Origin of the sequence: Caulobacter flavus (genome assembly GCF_003722335.1) — a bacterium.
GTDB classification, from domain to species: domain Bacteria; phylum Pseudomonadota; class Alphaproteobacteria; order Caulobacterales; family Caulobacteraceae; genus Caulobacter; species Caulobacter flavus.
On record NZ_CP026100.1, the window covers coordinates 4,878,733 to 4,903,749 of the forward strand.

Genomic DNA, 25,017 nt, shown 5'->3' on the forward strand with positions numbered 1-25,017 from the left:
CAGGCAGCGCTAACCGCCTGAAATCTCGAACTGATCCGCCTTCTGACGAGTCAGCCTGAAGCCATGCAGCCTGGCCATCGCCGCCAGGGCGTTCTCGGGATCGTCATAGGCGAAGCGGCCGCTGACCAGCACCCGCCCCAGCGCGGGATCCGACAGCGTGACCTGCACGCCGGTCGCCCGTTCCAGATCCGCGACCACGCTGGCCAGGGTGGCCTCGTTGAACTCCAGCCAACCCTTGGCCCAGGGCGGCACGTCGGTTTCCAGTTCCGGCCGGGCCAGCACCGTGCGCTGGACGATCCCGCCGGACACCCGCGCCAGTTCGCCCGCCCGGACGTGGACGGGGTCGCCTTTCCCCGCGACCCTCACCACGCCTTCGAACACCTCGACCTCGACCACCGTGCCGGCCGCCGTCTGGTGCTGATCGACATTGAAGCGGGTGCCCACCGCGGTGACCCGCACGCCGTCGACCTCGACCGAGAAAGGCCGGCTCTTGTCGGGCGCGACCTCGAAGAAGCCCTCCCCCTTCAGGCGCAGGCGGCGTTCATGCTCTCCCAGCTGCACCCGCACCTGGCTCTGACCATTCAGCCGGATCGACGAGCCGTCGGCCAGAGCGATCGGCTTGGGCGCGCCACGCGTTCCCTCGATCAGCTCTCCGCGCGGCGCGAGGCCGCCGCCGAGCACGAGGATTGACCCGACCACGACCGCCAAGCCGGCGCCGGCCAGGGCGCCCAGTGTCCAGGCGCGCCGTCTCGGCGCGGACCGCGCGTGCGCCAGCCGCTGGGTGGCCCAGATCACGGCGGCGTCGTCGAGCACGGCCTCGTGGCGGCGCAAGAGGTCCTGACGATCGGGACGGCCCTCCAGCCAGCGGTCGAGGGCCGCCTGCTGTTCGGCGGACCAGGCCTTGTCGCGGCGGGCGTCGGCCCACAGCGCGGCTTCGCGATCGTCCTTCGGGTTCACCGCTCTAGTCGACATGGCGGCCCTCCGCCGTCCGGCGCAGCGTCTGGGCCGCCCGGCTATAATGCTTCTGCACCGCCTCGATCGACAGCTTCAGATCGCGGGCGATGGCCTCGTAGGATTCCTCGCCCGCGCGCCGCCGCACGAAGACCTCGCGCCGCAACGGCGGCATCGCCTCCAGCGCCCTCTGGCACAGCCGCGACCGCTCGCTCATGTCCAGCGCCTCCAGCGGCGTGGCGCCGCCATGGATGGAAAATTCCGCCGCTTCCAGGTCGTCGATCTGGACGTTGGCCGCCCGCCGGGCGCGGTCGACGAGAATGTTGCGCGCCGCGCGCATGGCGTAGAACAGGGGGTCGGTGATCAGCGTGTCCCGCGCGCGGGCCAGCACGCGCAGGATCGCCTCCTGGGCCACGTCCTCGGCGTCGACGGCCGTGGTAAGGCGTCGCCGAACATAGGCCAGCAGGATCCGGTTCTGCGTCGCCAGCGCCCGTCCCACCTCCTGTTCGTTCCCGATCACCCGCTAAGCCTCCCTCGACGGAGCGTGGCTATAGGAGCGCCTCGTGACGGATCGGATTAGGTTTGGTGTCGGTTTGATGGCGGCGCTCGTGGCCCGCCTCAGCGAACCGCGCCCGTCCCGCCGCCTGGGGTGCGCGCGAATCGTGCGCCCCCCAGCCAGGCCTCGGGGCGCCATGGCTCGCAGACGGTCGCGAGGCCCCAATTGGCCTTTCGCCAACTCAAACCCATCGACAGCGCCGAGCCCTGCCCTCGAAACAGGCGGCGCGCGTGCCTTCCACGCCTGCGCGCGGAAATTCTTTTCGAGCGTGCCGGAACCTTTATCGAAATAGCGCATAGTAGCCGCCAGTAATTTCCGGGGGATATCCATGCACGAACACGCCGGCCGCCGGGCGCGTCCTGAAGACCTGACCGACACCGACGCCCTGGTGCTCGCCTATGCCGACCGGCAGCCGGACATGGCCGACGTCGCCCAGCGTGTCGCCTTCGGCACCTCGGGGCATCGCGGCTCGAGCGCGGATGGCGCCTTCAACGAAGGTCACGTCCTGGCGATCACCCAGGCCATCGTGGAGCACCGCGCCAGCCAGGGGATCACCGGACCGGTCTTCGTCGGCCGCGACACCCACGCCCTCTCGGAACCGGCCTGGCGCTCGGTCCTCGAGGTTCTGGCCGGCAACGGCGTCGAAGCCCTGGTCGACGCCGCCGACGGCTTCACGCCGACCCCGGCCGTGTCGCACGCCATCCTGGCCTACAACCGTGTTCGGCCCGGACAGGCCGACGGCATTCTCCTCACCCCGTCGCACAACCCGCCGCGCGACGGCGGCATCAAGTACAATCCGCCCTCGGGCGGTCCCGCCGGCGGCGAGATCACCTCGGCGGTCGCCGCCCGCGCCAACCAGCTGCTCGAAGACGGGCTGCGCGACGTCCGCCGCGTTCCGTTCGAGCGCGCGCGGGTCCAGGCCAAGGCCCATGACTTCCTCGGCCGCTACATCGACGACCTGCCGGCCATTCTCGACCTGGACGCCATCCGATCGGCCGGGGTCCGGATCGGCGCGGATCCGCTGGGCGGCGCCAGCGTCGCCTACTGGGGCGAGATCGCCGAGCGCCATCGGCTGGACCTGACGGTGGTCAACGACAAGGTCGATCCGCGGTGGGCGTTCATGCCGCTCGACAGCGACGGCAAGATCCGCATGGACTGCTCGTCGCCCTGCGCCATGGCCAACCTGATCGAGATGATGAGCGGGCAGACCCCGTTCGACGTCGCCGTCGGCAACGACGCCGACGCCGATCGCCACGGGATCGTCACGCCGGACGGCGGCCTGATGAACCCCAACCACTATCTGGCCGTCGCCATCGCCTACCTCTTCGCCCATCGCCCGCAGTGGGCCGCCGGGGTCGCCGTCGGCAAGACGCTGGTGTCGTCGTCGATGATCGACCGCGTCGTCGCCGGCCTCGGCCGTCGCCTCCTGGAGACGCCGGTCGGTTTCAAGCACTTCGTGCCCGGCCTGCTGGACGGCTCGGTGGGCTTCGGCGGCGAGGAGTCGGCCGGCGCCGCCTTCCTGCGCAAGGACGGCTCGGTGTGGACGACCGACAAGGACGGCATCCTGCTGTCCCTGTTGGCCGCCGAGATCCAGGCCGTCACCGGCAAGAGCGCCAGCCAACTCTACGGCGACCTCGCCGGCCGGTACGGCGCCCCCGCCTACGCGCGCATCGACGCCCCGGCCGATCGGCGCGAGAAGGCCAGGCTCGCCGCGCTCAGCCCCACCGACGTGTCGGCCCAGGTCCTCGCCGGCGAGGCGATCACCAGCATCCTGACCGCCGCCCCCGGCAACGGCGAGGCCATCGGCGGCCTGAAGGTCACGACCGAGAACGCCTGGTTCGCAGCCCGTCCGTCGGGCACCGAGGACGTCTACAAGATCTACGCGGAGTCGTTCCTGGGACCCGAGCATCTCAAGGCCGTGCAGACCGAAGCCCGCGACCTGGTCGGCAAGGTCCTCAAGACCGCCTAGTTCGCGGCCCACGATCCGCGATCGCCACGGGCCGATCCGGGCCAGGAGCTCATGAGCGTCGACCTCATCGAGCGACCTGGCCCGCCGGCTTCACGCGGCGACGTGCGGCCGACACAGATCCTTGGCCAGTTTCGCCGCCTTCCCCGCGCCCTGCATCTCCCGCAGCGCCGAGAGGGCCGACACGGAAAGCGGCCGCCCGGTCAGCGCCTGGGTCTCGCGCAGGACTTCGAGCACGTGGACCGCGCTGCGCTCCTTCAGATCCAGGCGCGGCAGCCAGGCATTCAGCGCCTCGAAGACAGCCTGGGCATGCAGCGCGGAGACCGGCACGACCTGCAGCAGGGCTTCACCGAGGCGATTGAGCTTGCCCCACTTGCCCTCGCCCAGTCGCGCCATGACGTCCGCGAAGATCGCCGGGTCGAACACCCTGCCCTCGATCCCTTCGATCAGGGCGTCGACGGCCAGTCCCTTGACGTCGGCGTCCTTGCCGATCAGGCCCATGCACAGCAGCAGATGCCCGATCTCGCCCCACGGACGGTTCTTCTGGAACAGGGAGTCGAGGAAGCCGAAACCGGGCGTCCAATTGCTGCTGTTCTCGTCGATCCGCTCCGACAGCTTGGAAACGCCCTTCATCTGCGCCCCGGTCGGGTTCTGCGGCCACAGATGAGCCAGCCACTGCGTCACCCAGATGGTGTTGAGATCGCCGGCGAAGTGCTTGGCCTCAATCCGGCGGGCCGACGCGGCCGTCGGCAGCTCGCTCCATTGCGTCGCGATCCGTCCCTGGATGGACTGGGCCAGGCGGCCGATCAGTCCGCCCTTGGCTTCCGGCGCGGGCGCGACCGCCCGGCTCACCCTGACGTGGAACTGAGGCAGCTTCCACTGCATCGCGTCATGCTTCACGACCTTCTGCTCGGACCGCCAGTCGTATCGCGCGGGGCTGAGGCTGTCGGGCCACTCGTCGTCCAGGCCGAGCGGCGCGAAGGCCTCGGTCCAGTCCGCCAGCGGCGCGCGGCACCGCGCCGCGGTGATCAGAACGGCATAGTCCTTGCGATCCTCCTTGGCGGGCGGAGCCTCGCCGCCCAGGGCGAAGACCACGAAGCGACGCAAGGCGGCCGGCAGCGCAGCCGCCCGCTCCAAGGCCTGCGCGCGTCCGTCCGGCGCCAATCGCAAAAGCGACAGGCGGAAATCCATCGCCTGCTCCAGCCCCGGGACATGGGCGAGCGCGTGCAGGCGATCCATCCAGACGCCCACATCGATCCAGCCGCCCCGGTGCGTGGGCGCCGACAGCAGCTGGCGGCTCTCACGTCGCGCCGCCCGGCCGGCGACGGTTCGCAGATGAGCGATCATCGGCGTGAAGGCGTCGTCCTGCGTGTAGTATTGCGAATGGGGATGCTCGGTTCGGTAGAGCCGGCCTTCCGCCCAGCTGAGGACGAGGTCGACGAGGGCCGGCCCCACGCCCACGCTGACGGCCCCGAGTCCGTTGGAGCCCCCGCCCCTGCTCTTGATCCGGTGCGCCAGCGGGGCGACCCGACGCTCGAAACCCGGCGACTGAGGCGAACCGGCCAGGCGGCCGATCGCATCGATGATCAGCTCGATCTCGTCCGGGCCGTCGACGACCTCCACCGCGTGCAGCACCCTGTCGATCAGCACGTCCACGGACATGATCGGCGCCAGCACCGTCTCTTCCGACAATATCGCCTGACCGGCGATGTCTTCCCTGATCGGGACATAGGCCTCAACCGCCGGCTGGAGCGGAACGCCGGAGGCCGAGGCCGGCGCCGCGCGCGCCGCCGGCTCGCCGGCAGCCTGGCCGGCCAACGCCAGCAGACCTGGCTTGTTGCTCGCGGCGACGAAGTCCTCGAGCTCGGCGATCGACGCACGGCGCGTCTCGTCCAGCCGGTCGGCGTTCGCCTGCAGGAAGCTCAGCGCCTTGGCCTGCACGTCCGCATTCACGTGCCGCAACGCCTCGACGGCCGCGACGAGGCACTGCGGGCGGGCTTGCTCGTCGCGCGCGGCGAGGCGCTCGATCAGCTTCAGGGCCGCCATGGCGTTGCCCTTGCCCGCGCTGGCGAACACGCCCTGGACCTCGCGCAGCACGGCGTCGGTTTGCAGGGCGCCCAGCTTCTCGACCTTGGCCAGCATGTCGATGGCGAACTTCACCACATGGCCGACCGGATGGCACAGCAGGTCGATGTAGAGCGGCTGGTGCTGCAGGATCTCCGGGCCGGTCGGCGCCATCAGCGCGTAGAAGCGATGGAAGCCGGCGAGCTGGTTCTCCTTGATGTCCAGCCTCAGACCGTCGAGCGCGGCCCGCAGCAGCCTGGCCCGATCAAGAACGCCCTGTTCTGACAGCTTCACCAGCGCCTGGGGCCACGTCTCGTAGTCCGGGCTGGCGCCGCTCGTGAGCCAGCCGTTGGTGTTGAAGGCGATGGTCTCGACCTCGAACAGGCGCCACACGTCCTCGAGCAGGGACGGCTCGTCCAGCAGCTGGCGGCTGATCGGCGGCGCCGGCGCGGTTCCCCCTCGCTCCTGGGGGCGCATCAGGTAGGCGGCGAACATCCGGGAGTAGCCCTCGACGTCCGGCTTGCGGCAGACCCCTTCCTTCACCCAGGCCAGGATCATCGGCAGTTCTACCCAGGTGATGGCCTGTTCCAGGTCGTGGACGAGCCACTCGTCCATCCAGGGCGGCCGGCGGTCCGAGATGATACGCTGGGCCACGTCCTGGCCGCTCCAGACATGCGCGTCGCGCTTCTTCACCGCCGATAACGGGCCCAACGCGAACAGGGCCAGGATGGCCTTGTTGTTCTGCGACGAGCTGTAGAACCGCCAGCCCTCCTTGCCGCGCGAGGCCAGCAGAGCCTTCAGCCGATCCGACGCCCCCTTGTTCGCCTTGGAGGTTTCCAGCTGCCGGTGAAGCTTCTGCGCCGCCGACGAAAGCTTCGCCCGCGCCTTTTCGTCCAGACCGGCGCAGGCCTGCTGCAACGGCCAGGCGTCGCCCGGCGCGAGGACCAGGTCCTCCAGCGTCTCAGGCGTCATGGCCATCGGCTCCGTTGCACACGAGCGACGCGGCCAGGATGTGCTTGCAGGGGCCGCGCTGCCCCTGGTGCTTGCTGAACCACGGACAGGTGCAGACGTCCTGGTCTTCGGACAGCCTCACGTGATGCTCGGTCCCCGTGCCCTGCACGGCGAAGGTCCCGACGCCGCCAAGCGGCCGGATCTTGCCGGCCTCGACGAGTTGGCGGGCGGCCCCAAGCCTCGGCTGCATCTCCTCGACCTTGGCCAGGTCGAACGGCAGCTCACGGTGGAAATACTGGCGCGCATTGGCGTCGAAACCCGCCAGTCCGCGCGCGCCCAGCACGGCCAGCGCCCCGGTCACCTCGTCGACGTCCAGCCCGAGCGCCGGCGCCAACAAGCCGGTATCCAGCTGCGACTGCCACTTCAGGCTGGCGCGCACCTTGGCGATCACCAGCTCCGATGGCGGCCTGGCCAGGGCGGACAGCACCTGCCCTTCACCCGAGAAACCCCGATAGACCTCGGGGCTGATCATCAGGAAGAAGCTGCCTTGGGGGTAGCAGACCTCCCAGGCGCTGGCGCCGCTGCTGTCGTCGGCCCAAACCTTCAGGCTCTGGGCGCGCAGCAGCAGGGGCTCGACGACCTTCACCCGATGGGTTCCCAGGATCGGGACCGCGCCCTTCTGGGGCCGCTGGCTGAGCCGTATCGACCGCCCGACCGACGCCGCGTAGCTGGGCATCTTCGGTCGCGAGGCCTGCGGCAGGGTCCGGACGAAACGCAGCGCCTCGGCGGCGCTTACCTCCATCTTCAACTCCAGCCTGGGCTGGTAGGCCTGCACCTCACTGAACCCCTTGATCCAGCGAAGGGGCAACTTGACCTTCTTTTCGACGGTGCGATCGGCGCCGCGGCTGAGCACCACCTCCTCGGCGCCGACGGCGAAGGCGACGTCCTCGTCGTCACGCAGGCGCAGCAAGGCGTTGCGCATGTCGACGTTGAAATCGACATTGGTGGTTCCCCGGCCCTGGCGCTCGCCGTCGAAGGCCGAGGACGGCAGGTCGACGCGTGCATATACACCGCAGCAACCGCTGAAGCCCTCGAGCCGCAGGATATCCTCGTTGCTGGTCAGCACCGGATCGAGCAGGGCCGGACGCGGCAGGAAAAAGTGCGTCCGGACGACGTCGCTCAGCACATGCAGCATCTCGCCGACCATGCGCGGATGGCGCATGCGGCCATCGAAGAAATAGGGCTGGGCGTGATCGGCGCTGCAGGTCGCCAGCGACAGCTGCGCCCCCCCTCGCCCACTGGGCTCCACCCGCGAGGGGGCGGCGTAGCGATAGGTAAAGTCGATGGCCGCTGACAGGTTCGTTCCCCGGGAAGACGTGCTCAAGCCTCGATACTAGACAATTCGAACCCATTCCACCTTCGGTGGCAGGGCGCAGAAGCTTGGCGCCTTACGGCGCCCAAACCGCATGTCGGGTATCAGCCAAGCTGCCCACTCGACGTGATGTTACAGCACAGCTACAGAACCCGCGTACGTAGAGTGTGTTTTGGGGGCTTTGTTCCAGTGGTAGAGTCGGTTGGTTTCGCGCGATCGAAGCGCAAGCGTCTGTTGGGTTGCAGCGTCATCGCGTTGACGATGGGAATGGGCGGCGCGGCCGCCGCGGCCTGCCTGCCGGATCCATTGCCCCTCTACAGCACCGGACCGATCGTCTGTTCGGGCGTCAGCAGCGACGGCCTGACGGTCTCGCGCTCGGTCACGGCCAACATCCAGTCGGGCGCGCTCCTGACGCCGGGCGCCGGCGACGACGCGGCCTTTCTCGCGACGATCGAGGCGACTTCGCTCTATAGCGTCAGCCAGACGCTGAACGTCGACGGCCGCATCGACGGCGGCGCCGGCGTCGGCGTGGTCGCCAGCTCCCTGCCCTCGTCGAACTCCAACTACGTCACCCTCGACATCAGGGTCGGGGCTGCGGGCGAGATCACCGGCGCCACCGCGATCAAGGCGCAGGGCTCCAGCTTCTGGTCCACCGCCACGGTGTCGCTGGACAACAGCGGCCAGATCACCTCGACCTCCGGCCCGGCCCTGCTGGCCGGTGACTATGCCGGCTTCAGCACGGTGCGGAACCGCCAGGGCGCCTTCATCGGCGGCATCGACGCGGCGGTCGGCAACCTGATCAACGCCGGCACGATCGACGGCGGTTCGGGCAGCGCCTACCGCAGCGGCCCGACCAACGCCCGCCCCTACGCCGGCCCGATCGACAACAGCGGCCTGATGCGCTCGAACGGCACGGCCGCGACCATCGCCCTGGAGTTCACCGGCGGCTCGATCGTCAACACCGGCCAGATCACCAATCTGGGCGCGGGTCCGGCGATCAGCTCGGCCTATTACCTGGCGATCCAGAACGAAGCGGGCGGCGTGATCTCGTCGGCGGGCCCCATCGCCATCCAGGCGAGCAACTACTCGCTGACGATGAAGAACCGGGGTACCATCATCGGCTCCGTCGTGAGTTCCGGCGCGGGCTACGGTTCAGGCTACAGCAACCAGTTCGACAACGTCGGCGGAACGATCCAGGGCGACGTCCTGCTGGGATCCAGCGACGACACCCTGATCACCAAGATCGACCTGGCGACAGGCGCCATCCTGGGCGTCACCGGGCGCATCGACGGCGGCGGCGGCAACAACGTCCTGATGATGGACCTGACGCAGGACGCGGTGCTCGACGGCCTGGAGGGACGCGTCGTGCTGCCCACTAACTTCCAGAGCCTGCAGATCCGCCTCGGCGCCAACGCGACCGCGACGTTCGAGACCGGCTCGCTCAACAACCTGACCTTCGTGGGCGCGGGCAAGGTGGTGTCCAACACCAACTTCGCCTCCACGAACCAGGGGCTCAGCCTCAAGACGCCCTTCAACAGCTACGCCAAGATCGACTTCGTCAACAACGGCGACATCAACTTCGTCCGCGACCATTCCTCGCCCGGCTTTGGCTTGGCCAACGACTACGCCCTCATCGCCGACGGCCCGATCGCCTTCACCAACAACGGCGACGTCTTCGCCACCAACGGCGGCAACGGCCTGGCGCTTCGGAACGGCGAAGTGACCGCGTTCGTCAACAACGGCCTCGTCGACGCCGACGGACTGGGCGTGTCCTCGTCCGGCCTGTTCCGCAACAACGGCGTGATCCGCTCGCGCACGACCGGCGTCGCGCAATCCAGCTTCAGCTATCCCGGCGGCGGCTTCGTCAACACCGGGACGGTCACCGGCGTCGAGGAAGGCGTCAGCGCGAGCGGCACGACCGTCAGCAACAGCGGCACGATCACCGCGACCAACGGCCCCGCCGTGCTGGTGTCGCAGTCGTTCGTCGAGAATCTCGCTGGCGGCGTCATCACCGGTCCGGTCGCCATCAAGACGAGCATCAATTCGCTGAGCGGCAATCGTGTCGCGAACGCGGGCGTGATCAACGGCGACATCGACTTCACGCAGACCCCGACGCTCTACCCGTCGCGAGACGCCTACACCGACAACGGCGGCACGCTGAACGGCAACCTGCTGCTCAGCGAAGGCGACGACGTCTTCGTCACCGACCTGACCCGCTACGTCGACGGCCGCTTCCTGGGCGTGACCGGCCGGGTCGACGCCGGCGCCGGCACGGACCGCCTGGTGCTGCGCATCGGCGCGGACACGACCACGACTATCGACCTGCCCACCGGCTTCGAAGGGCTGGGCCTGGTGCTGCAGAACAACGCGCAGGCCAAGGTGAGCGTCGTACCCGTGCTGAAAACGACGCTCAATGTCACCGGGCAAGGCTCGCTCGACCTGACGGCCGACATCACCACCAACTGGACCAACCTCATCGCCCTCTACGGCGACTACGGCCAGCCCAGCGACACGACGACCGCGCCGATGTCGATCATCAGCCGCGGCGCGCTGACCTACACCCAATCGGGCGGCTGGCCGTCCTCGGGCACCACGAACAACGCCATCGGCCTGCATGACCAGGCGACCTTCGAAAACACCGGGAAGATCTCGGTCAGCGGCGCGAACTCCTCGTTCTACACGGTAAACGCCATCCTCGGCGGCGCCTCGGTGATCAATTCCGGCACGATCTCGCTCAGCGGCGCCGTCGGCGTGAACGGCGCCAAGACCTTCACCAACACCGGCGCGATCTCGCAGATCAGCGGCGGCGCGGCGGCGGTCGGCGTGAAGAACGCCTCGACGATCGACAACAGCGGCAGCATCGTCACCGCCGGCGTCGCCGTTCACATGACCTACGACTATCCCTACGGCCTGGGGCCGTTCGCGCTGACCAACAGCGGCGTCGTCAAGAGCACCGGCGCCGACGCGATCCGCGCCGATACCGGCTCGACCCTGACCGTGACCAACGCGGCCGGCGGCGAGATCACCAGCGCCGGCGGCAGGGCCATCGTCGTCGGCGGCTACGCGACCACGACCATCCGCAACGACGGCGTCATCAACGGCGACATCGACCTGCGCTGGGGCGAAGACCGGATCGAGAACTACGGAACCATCAACGGCGCGGTGAACCTGGGCGACGGCAACGACACCTTCGTCCAGTGGGTCGGCGGCAAGATGAACGGCACGGTGGACGGCGGCTTCGGCCTCGACACCCTGGTCATCGACTCCACCGGCGGCGGCACGATCTCGACCTCGCAGTTCATCAACTTCGAGAGCTTCAAGCAGATCGGCGGCGGCAGCATCAACTACGTCGGCGCGTTCGGAACCGGCCCCATCGTGCTGGAAAACGGCTCGGCGGTCGTGCTGGCCGGCGATCGCGTGAGCACCACCGGCGCCCTCACCTTCAGCGGCGGCGCGGGCTCTGAACACCTGCGGGTCGAAGGCTCGATCTCCGGCGGGGTCTCGCTGGGCGACGGCGTCGACAGCGTGGTGAACCGCGGTTCGATCGGCGGCTCGGTCCAGCTGGGCGCGGGCGATGACAGCTTCACCGAAGGCTGGGGATCCACCGTCGCCGGCACGATCAACGGCGGCGCGGGCTCGGACACCTATATCGTCGAACTGGCCGGCGACCGCTCGGGCATCCATAGCCGAACCGGCTTCGAACATCTGGGCGTCACCGGGGCCGGCAACCTGACCCTCACCCTCGACCAGAACTGGGATTCCATCAGCCTGGCCGGATCCAACCTCCAGCTGACCTCGGGCGGACGCACCGTCGGCCGCCTTACCGGCGGGGCCGACAGCGAGGCCGTCAGGCTGGACGCCGATATCGCCGTGGTCGACCTGGGCGCCGGCGACGACAGCCTGCAACTGGAGTTCGCCGCACTTGGCGGCGCTTATGCGGGCGGCGCGGGCTCGGACGCCATCCGCTTCACCACCACGGGTCCCGTGACCCTTGCCGGGTCGCTGACCGGCTTCGAGACCATCGCCCTGGACGGCGGCCAGCTGGCCGTGTCCGGAACCCTGGGCGCGGCGGACGACGCCACGCGCTTCAGCGGCGACGGCGGCCAGACGCTGTCGATCCTCTCCGGCGGCGTGCTGAACGGCGTCGTCGACCTGGGCGCGGGCGACGACGTGTTTCAGATGGCGGCCGGCGGCCAGCTTCTGGGCACGGTCCTGGGCGGCGCCGGCAACGACCGGGTGGCCATCGACCTGACGTCGGACTTGTCGCTGCGCGGCGACCAACTCCAGCAGTTCGAGACCCTGCAGGTCACCGGCACGGGCGCGCTGAGCTTCACCGGCGGCGCGGCCAAGTTCGAGCGCCTGATCACCAACAGCAAGGACTTCACCCTGGCGGCCGGCGCGACGCTGGACGCCGGCGCCCTCACCCTGAGCGGCGACGCCAACACCGTGAACCTGGCCGGCGCGTTCTCCGGCGCGCTCGACCTGGGCGGCGGCGACGACGTCCTGCGCTTGACCACCGGCGCGGCCTTCACGGGGTCGGCCGTGGGCGGCGGCGGCCGCGACCGCCTGGAACTGGCGCTCGGCGGCGTTGACACCGCGCCGATCGCCCTTGGCGGAGCGCGCTTCGAGGGCTTCGAGACCCTCAGTGTGCAGTCCGGCGTGATCAGCATGTCGGGCGACTACGGCTTCGACAGCGTCGAGGTCCAGAACGGCCGCCTGATCGGCCTCGCCGGATCCCGCCTTTCGGCCGCCCGCATCTCGGTCGGCCGAGGCGCGACCTTCGGTTCGGCGGGCGCGGTGACCGGCGACATCGCCGTGTCCGGCACGCTGAGCCCCGGCGCCTCGCCCGGGACGATGACCGTGACTGGCAACGTAGCGCTCGCTTCGGGCTCGACGGCGCTGTTCGAGATCACGCCCGCCGTGGCCGACAAGCTGGCGGTCTCGGGCAAGGTGACTATCGCCCAGGGCTCCACCCTCAAGCTGGTCGGCGCCTCGACGCTGACACCGGGTCGCCGTATCGACCTGATCGTCGCCAACGGCGGCATCGAGGGTGCCTTCTCCACGGTCGACGGCATCCAGGGCCTGAACATGCATCTGGGGCAATCGGCCAACCGCCTGCAGGCCGTCGGCCTGTTCTCGACCGACGCGGCCTTCAGTTCGCAGATCACCACCCTGGTCGGCCAGCTGAACACCGCGCTGATCGAGGACAAGGTCGGCGCGTCGCTTTCGGAGGCCATGTCGTCCCTCGCGGACGCCACCACCAACAAGAGCGATCCGCGCGCCCTGGCGCGGCTGACGCCCGAAGCCTACGCCTCGGCGACCCAGCTGGCGGTCGAGAACGGGCTGACCGTGGTGGACGCCTCGCGCGTCCAGAGCCGGTTCGCGCCGACCACGCCGGGCATGTTCGGCTTCGGCCAGGCCATCACCAGCAACCGCAAGCTCGACGGCGACGCGGCGGTCGGCGTGTCCAGCGGCCGCATCGAAACCTCCGGCGGTCTGCTGGGCGTCGGCTACGGCGTGCAGCAGGCCTGGGCCGGCGTGTTCGTCGGCTATCTCGACGGTCGCCAACGCGTCCGCGACCTGGACGCCCGCACCAGCGCCGACAGCTTCGTGGTCGGCGCGCAGGGCCAGGTGCGCCTGGGCAGCCTGCAACTGACGGCCATGGCCGCCCACGACGCCGCCGACGCCGATACGCGCCGCGTGGCGCCCGCCGGCGCCTCGGCGTCGAGCGCCTACGAGCTGAAGAGCTGGGTCGCCGACGTGAACCTGGCCTATAGCGCCAAGCTCAACGCCGACTGGGTCGTCCAGCCGCGCATCGGCGCCAGCTACGTGCGGACCAGCCGCGACGCCGTCACCGAGCAAGGCGGCGGCGCCTTCGCCCTGACGGTCCAGGCCCGCAAGGAATCGACCTGGTTCGTCGACGGCCAGGTGGAGCTGATCGGCGGCCAGGACGCCGGCGCCCGCCTGCATCCGTTCGCCTCGCTGGGCTTGCGGTCGATGGTGAGCGGCGGCGAGGGCTCGGCCTCGGCCACGCTGGCCGGGCTGGCGACGCCGATCACCGTGACGGGTCTGCGCCGGGGCGACACCCTCGTCACCGGTGGCGCCGGCCTCGCCTACGACCTGCGCAAGGGGCTGACCGTTTCGGCCAGCTATGCCGGCGAGTTCGGCGACGGCGGCCGCCAGGCCGGTCTCATCGGGCTGAACTGGAAGTTCTGACCGCAACCGGAGATCCGCCTTTCGCGCGGATCTCCGGCCTCCTCCAGGCCGAACGTCTGCCTCTGCGCGCGATCAGACCCCCGGTTTCGCCGCCTTCGCGCCCTCCGCCCAAGGCACGCGTCCGAAAGGCTGGGCTTCACCCAACTCCTGATCACGCGCACGCCAGGGCCGCCGCCGTATTTTCCCCTGCGACTGTCCGCGCTCGAGTCGACAACAAGCCCTCCGGCACGGAAGACCTGATCCCCAGAACGATCAGATCTGTCTGAAGGCAGACGCGGCACGTCCAGGGCTGCACTGGTACGACATCGACGGTCCAGAGATAGGAGGTCTCTCCGCGGCCTGGATGCGCGCAGGGCAAGGCGGTCTGCCGAGGCTGCCACTGAACGCCTTGGCTCGGCGTCACCGTAAGGTCGTCCGCCGCCCCGCACTCCAAACAGATCGCCTGCAAAGTTTCCGTGTCGAGGGGCATCCGGCGCCGGATCGTGGCGTGGGCGTCGGCCAACTGCGCGAGCCCCTCGTCCCGGATCTGCGCGACCGTGGGTAGGTGCAGATAGCCTCCCCCACCCTGATGAATGAGGAACCAACGATATTCAATAAATCGGATAGTTGCCCAAGACCCTTGTCCCAGGCTCCAGACAGGCACCAGGCTCGCAAGCTACAAGGGCTTGATTTTATCGGGAAACCTTCGCCACCAAGCCGATGGCGCGCCCTGCAGGATTCGAACCTGCGACCGTTCGCTTAGAAGGCGAATGCTCTATCCAACTGAGCTAAGGGCGCGCGCTCGCCGGCCCAGCGTTCCGGACCTAGTGGGTCCAGGGCTGCTTGCGGTTGGTCGCGAAGTTGTCGGCGTAGGCCTTGATGATCCGCTTGGGAACCTTCGGCTCGAAAAGCTGGAACGAAATCTCGTGCCGCTGGGCGTAGGCGATGGCCTCGTCGCGGGTTTCGAAGGTCAGACGGACCTGGCCGTTCATGTCGCTCGACTGGGTCCAGCCCATCAGCGGGTCGGGCTTGCGGGCCGAGGCCGGTTCGAATTCCAGCACCCAGTCCTTGGTCTTGGCCTTGCCCGACTGCATGGCGTTCTTGGCGGGACGATAGATGCGGGCGAGCATGGGCCTCTCCAAACGGCTTTGCCAGGTGGTCGGAGCGGCAGGATTTGAACCTGCGACCCTCTGCTCCCAAAACAGATGCGCTACCAGGCTGCGCTACGCTCCGGACACCAGCAAGGGCTTGCTCCTACTCGGCTTTGGGGTCGAAACGCAAGCCTGCGCGGGCGGGATTTTCGACGCGCCTCAGCCCTTGGGGAAGATCCTGTGGCGCACGCGGTCGCCGGGAAGCACGCCCAGTTGCCCCGCCCGGCCGCCGGCGATCTCCAGCACGCCGAGGACCGGGCCGCCGGACGGCAGCGGCGTCTCGTCGTGCGGACGGGCGTTGCGGACCATGGACAGGATCCTGCCGTCGGGACCGATGTAGAGGATGTCGAGCGGGATCAGGGTGTTCTTCATCCAGAACGCCGCCCGCTGCGGCTTCCTGTAGACGAACAGCATGCCGCGGTCGGGCGCCAGCGCCTTGCGGAACATCAGCCCCTTGCGCTGCTCGGCTTCGGTGGCGGCGATCTCGACCTGGAACCGGGCCACGCCCCGACTGGTGACCAGCTCCAGAGGCTCTAGACGCGGACCGGCCGCGAAAGCCGCATCCGCGACGCCGAGGGCCGGCACGACGCCCGCCAGAAGCCGTAGCGCGTCGCGCCGCCGCGGATCGCCTAGAAGGGCCAAGAGCGCCTCGCCAGAACCATGGAACCAGCGAGCACCCTACCCGCCCCTCGGCGGCCGGAAAAGCCGCCTCAGGCGGCGGTGATCTCGGCCACGACCAGGCCCTTGGGCCCTTGGGCGAACCGGACCATCACGTCGTCGCCCGGCTGGAGGTCTTCCAGCCCGCCGCGGCGCAGGGTCTCGATGTGCACGAAGATGTCGCCCGGCGCCTCGTCGCGAACGACGAAGCCGTAGCCCTTGGTGCGGTTGAACCACTTGACCTTGGCCCGCTCCGGCGGACCGGCCGGCTCCAGGGACTGGCGCGCCGCGCCGCCGAAGCCGCGAGGCCCGTCGCGCCGGGGCGCGGCATCGTCGAAGGTGCGACGCGGACGCTCCAGCGGCGACGGGGCCGAGGTCTCGTCCAGGTCGACGACCTCGCTGACCTGCCAGCCCTTGGGCCGCTTGACCACGTCACAGACGATGGCCGAGCCCTCGAGCGCCGACTCGCGGCCGCAGTTGCGCAGGGAGGTGACGTGAAGCAGGACGTCCTTCAGGCCGGTCTGGCCGGGATCGTCGGGAACGATGAAGCCGTAGCCCTTGCCGACGTCGAACCATTTCACGCGGCCGCTGATGCGCACGAGGTCTTCGTGCGCGCCCGATGCATCCAAGTCGTAACCAGACATTCCGCCCCTCTGGCTCGCCCAAACAGCCCAAAGGAGCGAGCACCACAAGAATAACACTGTTCTCGGGGAGGGATGGCCGTCAATGGCCAAATGATGCGGAGAGCGCGCAATACGAAAGGCGCGACGTTTAGTCGCGCCTTCTGTGTCGTATGGGAAACTCTGAACTCTGCGGTTGGCAGTCCCTAGGGGAGTCGAACCCCTCTCTCCAGATTGAAAATCTGGCGTCCTAACCGATAGACGAAGGGACCACTAAGCTTCGTAGAAGCAAGGTAATCCGCAGTAGTTCAAAGTAGACGCCTCGCGACTGGCAGTCCCTAGGGGAGTCGAACCCCTCTCTCCAGATTGAAAATCTGGCGTCCTAACCGATAGACGAAGGGACCGCGTCGCCGCGAGGAGCCGGGGATATACAAAGGCTCCCCGGAGAGCGCAAGCGGTCAGATGCGATTTTTTTATTCCGTCCACATGCGCGGGTCGGCGGCGTCCTCGATCTCGAGCTGGACCCCTTCGCGGCCCATGTAATCGTCGGGTTTCAGGCGTCCCACGACATGCAGCGCGCCGCCGCCCGCCAGCAGCCGGCGGCCAAGATCGGTCTCGGCCGAGCGCCAGGAAACGGCCTTGATGCGATCGCCAGAGGGGCCGACGAGGTCGACTCGCACGTGGCCGCCGCGCAGGGCCATAACCCGTTCGGGCCGCACGCTGGCCAGCGCGAAGGTCGGCTCGACATTGCCGGGACCGAACGGCGCCATCTGCTGGAACTCGGTCCAGAGGCCGCGATTGGCGGCCCTGGGCTGCACCAGGGCGTCGACCTCGACCGACTCGGCGCCGACGGCCTCCATCTCGCCGGCCAGGGCCTCCTCCAGGAAGGCGCGCAGCTCGGGAATCGAATCGGGCCGCACGGTCAGGCCCGCGGCCATGGCGTGCCCGCCGCCGGCCATCAGGATGCCGGCCTCGAAGGCCGCCTGCACCGCCCGCCCCAGGTTCACGCCGGGCTGCGAACGCCCCGAGCCCTTGGCGATTCCCGCCGCCCGGTCGATGCCGATGACGAGCGTCGGCTTGCGATAGCGCTCGCGCAGGCGACTGGCGACGATGCCGACGACGCCGGGGTGCCAGTCGTCGCCCGCCACGACGATGACCGGCGCGTTGGGATCGAAATTGCTGCTGCGTTCGAGAATCGCCACGGCCTCCTCGACCACGGCGGCCTCGACGGCCTTGCGCTCGGTGTTGAGGGCGTCGAGCTCCTCGGCCAGCGCCCGCGCCTCGATCGGATCGTCGGTCGAGAGCAGCCGCGCCCCGAGATCCGAGCGGCCGATGCGGCCGCCGGCGTTGATTCGGGGGCCCAGGATGAAGCCGGCATGGAAGACGCTGGCCGCCCCCTGCCCCTTGGCGACCTCCAGCAGGGCCTTGAGACCGGGATTGGCCCAGCTCGACATCACCCGCAGGCCGGTGGCCGTCAGCGAACGATTGAAGCCCACCAGCTGGGTGACGTCGCAGACCTCGCCCAGGGCCGTCAGGTCCAGCCACTGGCGCAGGTCAGGCTCGGGCCGCCCCTCCCCGAACAGGCCGCGCTTTCGCGCCTCGCGATTGAGGGCGACCAGGAGGACGAAGGTCACGCCGGCGGCGGCCAGCACGCCCTGCCCGCTCTGGCAGCCCGGCCGGTTGGGATTGACTACGGCCGCGGCGGCCGGCGGGTCCTCGCGCATCAGGTGGTGGTCGATGACCACCACCTCCAGCCCGATCGTGGCGGCGCTGGCGATGGCGTCGTAGGCGGCCGCGCCGCAGTCCAGCGTGACGACCAGTTCCGCGCCCGTGTCGCGGATGGTCTTGAAGGCCGCCGGACTTGGCCCGTAGCCCTCCTTCAGGCGGTCGGGAATGTAGATCGGCAGCTCGACGCCCATGTGCCGGAACCAGCGGACCAGCTGGGCGGCGCTGGTGGCGCCGTCGACGTCGTAGTCGGCGAACACCATGGTGGGCCGCCCCTGCTCCAGGGCGTCGACCAGGATCTCGGCGGCCCGGTCCATGTCGGTGAAGCTGGAAGGATCGGGAAACAGCGACTTCAGGGTCGGCTGCAGGTAGTCGCGCGCGCCGTCCAGAGTGATTCCCCGCGCCGCCAGGGCGCGAGCCAGCGGCTCGGACAGGCCGTGCAGGCGGGCGATGTCACGGGAGACCGCGGCGTCGGCGGGACGCTCGCGCCAGGCGCGGCCCGACAGCGAGCGCTCGACGCCAAGGAAGGCCTCGGCGGCGGCGGGAACGGCATGACCGTCGGCGGCCATGGGCTAAACCAGCCTGAAATCAGCGTCTTGGGGCATTGGGGGACCCTATCCGCTTTGCGGGATTCGATCCATGACACGCCGCTGCGGCTAAAGCGGACGTGAGCGCGCCCAAACCCGCCTGGAGCCTGATCGTGTGGCGGCGACTTCGTTCGCCAGGCGCGCCAACGCTCGCGGGCGCTCTAGTTTCGGCCCCTCGTAGAGACAGCGAATCGGACGGAGCCCCCTCGTGATCACTCTCGTGTTCTGGCTGATGGCGGCGGGAATGCTGGCCGCCAGCGTCTTCGCCGGCTCTCTCCGCCTCTGGCCGCTGACCGTCATCATCCTGGCGCTGTGCTGGGACAACGCCATCGTCGCCGCCGGAGCCCTGATCGGCGGCGGCGACCTGCTGTTCGCCCTTTCGGTGCCGCGCTACGTGGCGCACGGCCTTCTCACGCCGCTGCTGATTCCGATCGTCTTCTGGATCGCGAAGCTGCGCCTTCGGGCCTGGATGTGGATCCTGACCGCCCTGCTCGTGGCGCTCGGCGCCTATACCGAGATCCTCGGCCTGGATCTGGTGCTCAAGGAATACGGCGGCACGCTGCGCTACGCCCACGCGGCGGCCAGCCCGCCCGTCCCGTCGATCGTGACGGTCCTGGTGCTGATCGGCGTCGGCGTGCTGCTGTGGCGGCGCGCGGGCGTGCCCTGGCTGTGCCTGGGCGCCCTGGCGATGTTCGGCAGCGCCGCCAGCGGTGTGTTCTGGCTCGGCAACGCCGGCGAACTGGCGCTGATCGGCTCGATCCTGGCGACCGCGGCCGCCCTGCGCTCGAAGGCGGCGCCCGCCCGCTGACGATGGAAGCGCCCTCCCCCGACGGAGAGGGCGCGAACCGTCACCCGGCGACCGTTTCCCGGGCCACTTCGTCGACCTCGTTGGCCGAACCCAGCACCACCGGCACGCGCTGGTGCAGCTTGCTGGGCGCCAGGTCGAGGATAGGCGTGACGCCGTCGGTGGCCTTGCCGCCGGCCCGCTCGACGATCAGGGCCATCGGGTTGGCCTCGTACATCAGGCGCAGCTTGCCCGGCTTGGTGGGCTCGCGGGCGTCCCAAGGATACATGAAGATCCCCCCGCGCATCAGGATGCGGTGGACGTCGGCGACCATCGAGGCCACCCAGCGCATGTTGAAGTTCTTGGCGCGCGGGCCTTCCTTGCCCTGCAGGCAGCCGTCGACATAGCGGCGGATCGGCGCGGCCCAGTGGCGCTGGTTCGACATGTTGATCGCGAACTCGGCGGTGTCGGCCGGGATGGTCGACTTCGCATGGGTCAGCAGCCAGCGGTCGTCGGCCGACAGCGTGAAGCCGACCACGCCCGACGTCAGGGTCAGCACCAGCATGGTCTGCGGGCCGTAGACGGCGTAGCCGGCGCCGACCTGGTGACGCCCCGGCTGCAGGAAGTCGGCTTCGGTCGGCTCGCGGCCTTCGGGCGCGGGCAGGATCGAGAAGATGGTGCCGACCGAGACGTTGACGTCGATGTTGCTGGAGCCGTCGAGCGGATCGAAGGTGACTAGATAGCCGCCATGGCGACCGGTGGTCTCGACGTGCTCGAGCTCTTCCGAGGCGATGCCGGCGACCGGTTCGCAGGCCTTGAGGGCGTCGCTCAGCAGGTCGTTGGTCAGGATGTCGAGCTTCTTCTGCTCCTCGTCCTGGACGTTGGTGATCCCGGCCGCGCCGAGATTGCCCAGGATGGCGCCGCCGGCCACCACGCGGCTTATGCGGGCGCAGGCGGCGGCGATTTCGGTGACGACGGTCTTGACCGCGGGGCTGGAGGGATCGCCGGCGAGATGGCTGGCGAGATCGATCAGGGCGGTCATGGTAACAGAGCCTCGGACTGGACAGGCGGCGATGATCGCCGCGGCGCGAGCGACTCGCAGATTAGTACGACAATATTACGAGCGGGACCGGGCCGGCTGTCGAAACCGGCCCGAGATAGCCTAGACCCGGCGCTTCATGCGCACTTCGCGCACGGCCCCGGTCGAGGAATTCATCACCAGGCTGTGGGTGTGGACGAAGCCGTCCTTGAACCCCACCCCGTCCAGCAGGGCGCCGGAGGTGACGCCGGTGGCGGCGAAGATGGCGTCGGCCCGCACGATCTCGTGCAGGTCGTACTTCTTGTCGAACTCGGTGACGCCCCAGCGCGCGGCGCGGGCGCGCTCGTCGGCGTTGCGGAACACGAGACGGCCCTGGAACTGGCCGCCCACGCACTTCAGCGCCGCACAGGCCAACACCCCTTCGGGCGCGCCGCCGGAACCGAGATAGAGGTCGATGCCGGTGGCCGGATCGGCGGTGTTGATCACGCCGGCGACGTCGCCGTCGGTGATCAGGTTGACGCGCGCGCCCACCGAGCGGACCGAGGCGATGATCTCGGCGTGGCGCGGACGGTCCAGCACGCAGACGGTGATCTGCGAGGGCTCGACGCCCTTGGCGGCGGCCAGCGCCTTGACGTTGTCGGCCGGCGACTTGTCGAGGTCGATCACCCCGGCGGGATAGCCCGGCCCGCAGGCGATCTTGTCCATGTAGGTGTCGGGAGCGTTTAGCAGCGTGCCCTTGGGCGCCCAGGCCATGACGGCCAGCGCGTTGGGCATGGCCTTGGCGGTCAGGGTGGTGCCTTCCAGCGGGTCCAGGGCGATGTCGACGGTCGGGCCGCCACGGCCCACCTTCTCGCCGATGTAGAGCATCGGCGCCTCGTCGCGCTCGCCCTCGCCGATGACGATCTCGCCGTCGATGGAAAGGTCGTTCAGCGCGTTGCGCATGGCGTCGACGGCCGCCTGGTCGGCGGCCATCTCGTCACCCCGGCCCACCATGGTCCAAGACGCGATGGCGGCGGCTTCGGTCACCCGGACCGCATCCAGGACCAGAGAACGGTCCAGGGTGTTGGAACTCATCAGTGTCTCCCAGCCCGTGGCGAGGCTAATTTCCCAATGTCTTCAACACCTGGACCACTCTATTCGGTGATCTCTAGTTGCGCGCGACGCGCAGAAGACGGGGACGCTCTAGCACGGCCTGCAGCTTTTCGATGCGGCTAATCGCGTCGAGCAGCTTGGATTCCGGAGTCGCATGAGTGACGAGCACGATCGGCACGCCGCCCGCCCCTTCCACGGGCTTCTGCAGGAAGGCGTCGATCGAAACGCCGCATTCGGCCAGGGTTTCGGAGATCGCGGCGATGGCGCCGGGCACGTCGCGGACCATGACCCGCAGGTAGGCCTTGCCCACCGACCTGGCCGGATCGACGACGACGAACGGCTTCAGCGCGCCGGCCGGAGCCTGGAACACCGGGCGCGCGGCCTTGGTCATCACGTCGGCGATGTCGGCGGCGACGGCCGCGGCGGTCGGACCCGCGCCCGCGCCCGGGCCCTGGATGAAGATGCGGCCGATCCGCGTGCCCTCGATGAACAGCGCGTTGAGAGCGCCGCCGGCCTGGGCCAGAGGGTGCTCCAGCGGGATCAGGGTCGGATGGACCTTAACGGCCACGCCGTCGTCGGTCTTGGACGTGCCAGCGATCAGCTTGATGCGGTAGCCAAGGTCCTTGGCCAGCTTGATGTCGAGAAGCTCGACCTCGCTGATGCCCTCGATCTCGGCGGCCTCGTAGTTGGGCGCGCAGCCGAAGGCCAGGGCGGCCAGGATGGTGATCTTGTGTCCGGCGTCGAAACCGCCGACGTCCATGGTCGGATCGGCCTCGGCGTAGCCCAGGGCCTGGGCTTCGCGCAGCACGTCGCCGAAGTCGCGGCCGGTCTTCTCCATTTCGGAGAGGATGTAGTTGCAGGTACCGTTGAGGATGCCGGCCACCGAGACGACGTCGTCGCCGACCATGGCCTCGCGCAGCATCTTGACCGCCGGCGTGCCGCCCATGACGGCGGCTTCGAACAGCAGCGGAACGTCGTTGGCCTCGGCCAGGGCGGCCAGTTCGGCGCCGTGCTCGGCGATCAGCGCCTTGTTGGCGGTGACGACGGGCTTGCCCAGCTTCAGGGCCGCCTCGACGGCGGCCTTGGCCGGGCCGTCGCTGCCGCCGACCAGTTCGACGAACAGGTCGACGTTGGGCGAACTGGCCAGAGCGACCGGGTCGTCGAACCATTCCAGGCCCGAAATGTCGACCGTGCGCGGACGCGACTTCGAGCGGGCCGAGACGGCGACCACCTCGGCGCGGTCGCCGGCGGGCGCGAAGTCCGGCCGTTGGGCCAGGAACTGCAGGAGGCCGCCGCCGACGGTTCCGAGGCCGGCGACGCCGACGCGCCAGGTTTTCTGAGTCATGGTGCGGTTCCTCGTGGTCCGGGTGGCCCTGGCGGGGCCGCCCTCGTCCTTCGATGGTCCGAAGGCCGAGGGCCAGTTTGGTCGGCGTACGGTGAACTCCCCGCCCCCGAGCCTGTCGGAGGACGAGAAGGTTCGTTCGGGATCAGGCCTGTTCGAAGCCGTTGTGAGCCTTGGCCAGGATCTGGTCGGCGTTGGCGATGAACTTCTTCACGTTGCGCGCGGCCTGCTTGATGCGGTGCTCGTTCTCGACGAGGCCGATGCGGACATAGCCCTCGCCGTATTCGCCAAAGCCGATGCCCGGGGCGACGGCGACGCCGGCCTCCTCGATCAGCAGACGCGAGAACAGCATCGAGCCGGCGGCCTCGAACTGCGGCGGAATCTTCGCCCAGGCGAACATCGAGGCCGGCGGGTTGGGGATGTCCCAGCCAGCGCGCTTCATCGACGAGACCAGGGTGTCGCGGCGGCCCTTATAGATGCCGCGGATTTCCTCGACGCAGTCCTGCGGACCGTTCAGCGCGGCGGCGGCGGCCACCTGCACCGGGGTGTAGGCGCCGTAGTCGAGATAGGACTTCACGCGGGCCAGGGCCGCGCAGATGCGGGCGTTGCCGACCACCATGCCCACGCGCCAGCCGGCCATGGCGTAGGTCTTCGACAGCGAGTTGACCTCGACGGCGATGTCCTTGGCGCCCTCGACCTGCAGGATCGACGGCGGCGGGTTGTCCTCGAAATAGATCTCGCCGTAGGCCACGTCGCTGATGACCAGCAGGTCGTGCTTCTTCGCGAGCGCCACGGCGTCCTTGTAGAAGTCGAGGTCGACGGTCTGGGCGGTCGGGTTCGACGGATAGGACAGGATCAGCACGCTGGGCGGCGGCACCGAGTGCTTCACCGCGCGGCTGATGTTGGACAGGTACTGCTCGGGGCTCAGCGCCGGCACGTGGCGGATGACGCCGCCGGCCATGATGAAGCCGAAGGCGTGGATCGGATAGGCCGGGTTCGGGCAGATGATGACGTCGCCGGGCGCCGTCAGGGCCTGGGCGAGATTGGCGAAGCCTTCCTTCGAGCCCAGGGTCGAGATCACCTCGGTGTCGGGGTTCAGCTTCACGCCGAAGCGGCGCTCGTAGTAGCCGGCCATGGCCTTGCGCAGGCCCGGAATGCCCTTCGACGCCGAATAGCGGCCGGCCCGCGGATCGCGCGAGGTCTCGATCAGCTTGTCGACGATGTGCTTGGGCGTGGGCATGTCCGGGTTGCCCATGCCGAAGTCGATGATGTCGACGCCCTGGCCGCGCAGGCGAGCCTTGATGCGGTTGACCTCTTCGAAGACGTAAGGCGGCAGGCGACGGATACGGTGAAAGTCGGCGGTCATGATGGCTCGTGCGCCCTCTGGCGCTGCAGGAGCGAAAAGTCGGGCATGGATAGACCCCGAGCGGGGCATAGCCAAGCCAGTTCAAGGAAAATTATGCCTCCGTCGCCCTATTGGGGCTTGGACGGAGGCGGGGTAGCTCGGCCACGAGCGGCCTTGGCGAAGGCTTCGGTCTCGGCGCGATCGGCCACGGTCGGGATTTCCGACGGCGGAACGCGGGCGGCGCGCTGGGCGCGGGCGGCGAAGCCTTCGGTGTCGGTCAGGGCGAAGGTGTCCGGCGCGGTGTCGCGACGGAGCTGAGCGGCCGCGGCCTGCTCGGCCTGGACCTGGGCCTTGTACTCGCCGGGCTTGGGAATATCGGTCGGCACGGCCGGAATGCCGGCCAGGCTCGGAACCTTGCCCCGCTCCTTGCCGGCCGCTTCGGCGGCGGCGGCCACCGGCGAGGTGGCGTCGACCGGCGGCGGCGTGAACGGCGACGAGGCGCAGGCCGACAGCACGGTCGCGAGGACCGCCAGCGAGGCGCCGAAACGTACGATTTTACCGGTTTGGCCGTTCATCTTGTCTCAGGTCTTATGCGATGATCGCGGCGAGCGGAAGGCGCC

The 25,017-nt window shown here is 69.1% G+C and carries 16 protein-coding genes and 4 tRNA genes; 3 read left to right on the forward strand and 17 right to left on the reverse strand.

Annotated elements, in window-relative coordinates; translation table 11 throughout:
* Positions 1 to 9: 9 nt before the first annotated feature.
* The gene (locus C1707_RS22160; protein WP_101714239.1) at positions 10 to 972 is read right to left on the reverse strand and encodes a FecR family protein; all 963 of its coding nucleotides are present in this window, start codon (positions 970 to 972) and stop codon (positions 10 to 12) included.
* A complete protein-coding gene (locus C1707_RS22165; protein ID WP_101714240.1) occupies positions 962 to 1,471 on the reverse strand; it encodes an RNA polymerase sigma factor in 510 nt (169 codons plus the stop codon). Before C1707_RS22165 ends, C1707_RS22160 begins: the two co-directional genes overlap by 11 nt.
* A 364-nt stretch (positions 1,472 to 1,835) precedes the next feature.
* On the opposite strand from C1707_RS22165, the gene pgm reads away from it, so the two are divergent.
* On the forward strand, positions 1,836 to 3,476 hold the full coding sequence (gene pgm / locus C1707_RS22170) for a phosphoglucomutase (alpha-D-glucose-1,6-bisphosphate-dependent) (RefSeq protein ID WP_101714241.1): 1,641 nt from the start codon (positions 1,836 to 1,838) through the stop codon (positions 3,474 to 3,476).
* A 90-nt stretch (positions 3,477 to 3,566) separates the two neighbouring features.
* On the opposite strand, the gene C1707_RS22175 is transcribed toward pgm, so the two are convergent.
* The gene (locus C1707_RS22175) at positions 3,567 to 6,509 is read right to left on the reverse strand and encodes a DUF6493 family protein (RefSeq protein WP_145998438.1); all 2,943 of its coding nucleotides are present in this window, start codon (positions 6,507 to 6,509) and stop codon (positions 3,567 to 3,569) included.
* A complete protein-coding gene (locus C1707_RS22180) occupies positions 6,499 to 7,872 on the reverse strand; it encodes an SWIM zinc finger family protein (RefSeq protein ID WP_145998439.1) in 1,374 nt (457 codons plus the stop codon). The genes C1707_RS22175 and C1707_RS22180 overlap by 11 nt, the downstream gene beginning before the upstream one ends.
* A 255-nt stretch (positions 7,873 to 8,127) precedes the next feature.
* Here C1707_RS22180 and C1707_RS22185 point away from each other — a divergent pair, with 255 nt between their 5' ends.
* Positions 8,128 to 14,076, forward strand: a complete 5,949-nt coding sequence (locus C1707_RS22185; RefSeq protein WP_101714244.1) for a hypothetical protein — start codon at positions 8,128 to 8,130, stop codon at positions 14,074 to 14,076.
* 700 nt (positions 14,077 to 14,776) lie between these two features.
* On the opposite strand, the gene C1707_RS22195 is transcribed toward C1707_RS22185, so the two are convergent.
* From C1707_RS22195 to recJ, 8 genes are all read right to left on the reverse strand, one after another.
* Positions 14,777 to 14,853, reverse strand: a tRNA-Arg gene (locus C1707_RS22195).
* A 26-nt stretch (positions 14,854 to 14,879) separates the two neighbouring features.
* Complete coding sequence (locus C1707_RS22200) at positions 14,880 to 15,185, reverse strand: ETC complex I subunit (RefSeq protein WP_058346925.1); 306 nt, start codon at positions 15,183 to 15,185, stop codon at positions 14,880 to 14,882.
* A 26-nt stretch (positions 15,186 to 15,211) separates the two neighbouring features.
* Positions 15,212 to 15,288 (reverse strand) — tRNA-Pro (locus C1707_RS22205).
* Positions 15,289 to 15,365: 77 nt separating this feature from the next.
* Complete coding sequence (locus C1707_RS22210; protein ID WP_101714246.1) at positions 15,366 to 15,848, reverse strand: DUF192 domain-containing protein; 483 nt, start codon at positions 15,846 to 15,848, stop codon at positions 15,366 to 15,368.
* 68 nt (positions 15,849 to 15,916) lie between these two features.
* Complete coding sequence (gene cspD / locus C1707_RS22215; RefSeq protein ID WP_101714247.1) at positions 15,917 to 16,507, reverse strand: stationary phase survival cold shock domain protein CspD; 591 nt, start codon at positions 16,505 to 16,507, stop codon at positions 15,917 to 15,919.
* A gap of 173 nt (positions 16,508 to 16,680) precedes the next feature.
* A tRNA-Glu gene (locus tag C1707_RS22220) sits at positions 16,681 to 16,755 on the reverse strand.
* A 57-nt stretch (positions 16,756 to 16,812) separates the two neighbouring features.
* Positions 16,813 to 16,887, reverse strand: a tRNA-Glu gene (locus C1707_RS22225).
* A 69-nt stretch (positions 16,888 to 16,956) separates the two neighbouring features.
* Positions 16,957 to 18,777: a single-stranded-DNA-specific exonuclease RecJ gene (recJ, locus tag C1707_RS22230; protein ID WP_101714248.1), complete on the reverse strand. Its 1,821-nt coding sequence runs from the start codon at positions 18,775 to 18,777 to the stop codon at positions 16,957 to 16,959.
* A 226-nt stretch (positions 18,778 to 19,003) separates the two neighbouring features.
* Here recJ and C1707_RS22235 point away from each other — a divergent pair, with 226 nt between their 5' ends.
* On the forward strand, positions 19,004 to 19,603 hold the full coding sequence (locus tag C1707_RS22235; RefSeq protein ID WP_101714249.1) for a hypothetical protein: 600 nt from the start codon (positions 19,004 to 19,006) through the stop codon (positions 19,601 to 19,603).
* A gap of 40 nt (positions 19,604 to 19,643) precedes the next feature.
* Here the strand turns inward: C1707_RS22235 and C1707_RS22240 are convergent, their stop codons facing one another.
* The 5 genes from C1707_RS22240 to C1707_RS22260 form a co-directional block, all read right to left on the reverse strand.
* The gene (locus C1707_RS22240) at positions 19,644 to 20,621 is read right to left on the reverse strand and encodes a class 1 fructose-bisphosphatase (protein WP_101714250.1); all 978 of its coding nucleotides are present in this window, start codon (positions 20,619 to 20,621) and stop codon (positions 19,644 to 19,646) included.
* A 120-nt stretch (positions 20,622 to 20,741) separates the two neighbouring features.
* The gene (gene glpX, locus C1707_RS22245; RefSeq protein ID WP_101714251.1) at positions 20,742 to 21,692 is read right to left on the reverse strand and encodes a class II fructose-bisphosphatase; all 951 of its coding nucleotides are present in this window, start codon (positions 21,690 to 21,692) and stop codon (positions 20,742 to 20,744) included.
* 73 nt (positions 21,693 to 21,765) lie between these two features.
* The gene (locus C1707_RS22250; protein ID WP_101714252.1) at positions 21,766 to 23,055 is read right to left on the reverse strand and encodes a homoserine dehydrogenase; all 1,290 of its coding nucleotides are present in this window, start codon (positions 23,053 to 23,055) and stop codon (positions 21,766 to 21,768) included.
* Positions 23,056 to 23,197: 142 nt separating this feature from the next.
* Positions 23,198 to 24,418 carry an LL-diaminopimelate aminotransferase gene (locus tag C1707_RS22255; RefSeq protein WP_101714253.1) on the reverse strand — a complete coding sequence of 407 codons (1,221 nt, stop codon included), beginning with the start codon at positions 24,416 to 24,418 and terminating at the stop codon, positions 23,198 to 23,200.
* A 107-nt stretch (positions 24,419 to 24,525) separates the two neighbouring features.
* Positions 24,526 to 24,972 (reverse strand): hypothetical protein, encoded by a 447-nt coding sequence (locus C1707_RS22260; RefSeq protein WP_101714254.1) that lies wholly within the window; start codon positions 24,970 to 24,972, stop codon positions 24,526 to 24,528.
* Positions 24,973 to 25,017 lie beyond the last annotated feature (45 nt).

Bases quoted from the DNA above. Each gene is read 5' to 3' on its own strand.
- C1707_RS22160 (WP_101714239.1), bottom strand. From the start codon at position 972: ATGTCGACTAGAGCGGTGAACCCGAAGGACGATCGCGAAGCCGCGCTG.
- pgm (WP_101714241.1), top strand. From the start codon at position 1,836: ATGCACGAACACGCCGGCCGCCGGGCGCGTCCTGAAGACCTGACCGAC.
- C1707_RS22175 (WP_145998438.1), bottom strand. From the start codon at position 6,509: ATGACGCCTGAGACGCTGGAGGACCTGGTCCTCGCGCCGGGCGACGCC.
- C1707_RS22185 (WP_101714244.1), top strand. From the start codon at position 8,128: ATGGGCGGCGCGGCCGCCGCGGCCTGCCTGCCGGATCCATTGCCCCTC.
- C1707_RS22200 (WP_058346925.1), bottom strand. From the start codon at position 15,185: ATGCTCGCCCGCATCTATCGTCCCGCCAAGAACGCCATGCAGTCGGGC.
- cspD (WP_101714247.1), bottom strand. From the start codon at position 16,507: ATGTCTGGTTACGACTTGGATGCATCGGGCGCGCACGAAGACCTCGTG.
- recJ (WP_101714248.1), bottom strand. From the start codon at position 18,777: ATGGCCGCCGACGGTCATGCCGTTCCCGCCGCCGCCGAGGCCTTCCTT.
- C1707_RS22240 (WP_101714250.1), bottom strand. From the start codon at position 20,621: ATGACCGCCCTGATCGATCTCGCCAGCCATCTCGCCGGCGATCCCTCC.
- glpX (WP_101714251.1), bottom strand. From the start codon at position 21,692: ATGAGTTCCAACACCCTGGACCGTTCTCTGGTCCTGGATGCGGTCCGG.
- C1707_RS22250 (WP_101714252.1), bottom strand. From the start codon at position 23,055: ATGACTCAGAAAACCTGGCGCGTCGGCGTCGCCGGCCTCGGAACCGTC.
- C1707_RS22255 (WP_101714253.1), bottom strand. From the start codon at position 24,418: ATGACCGCCGACTTTCACCGTATCCGTCGCCTGCCGCCTTACGTCTTC.
- C1707_RS22260 (WP_101714254.1), bottom strand. From the start codon at position 24,972: ATGAACGGCCAAACCGGTAAAATCGTACGTTTCGGCGCCTCGCTGGCG.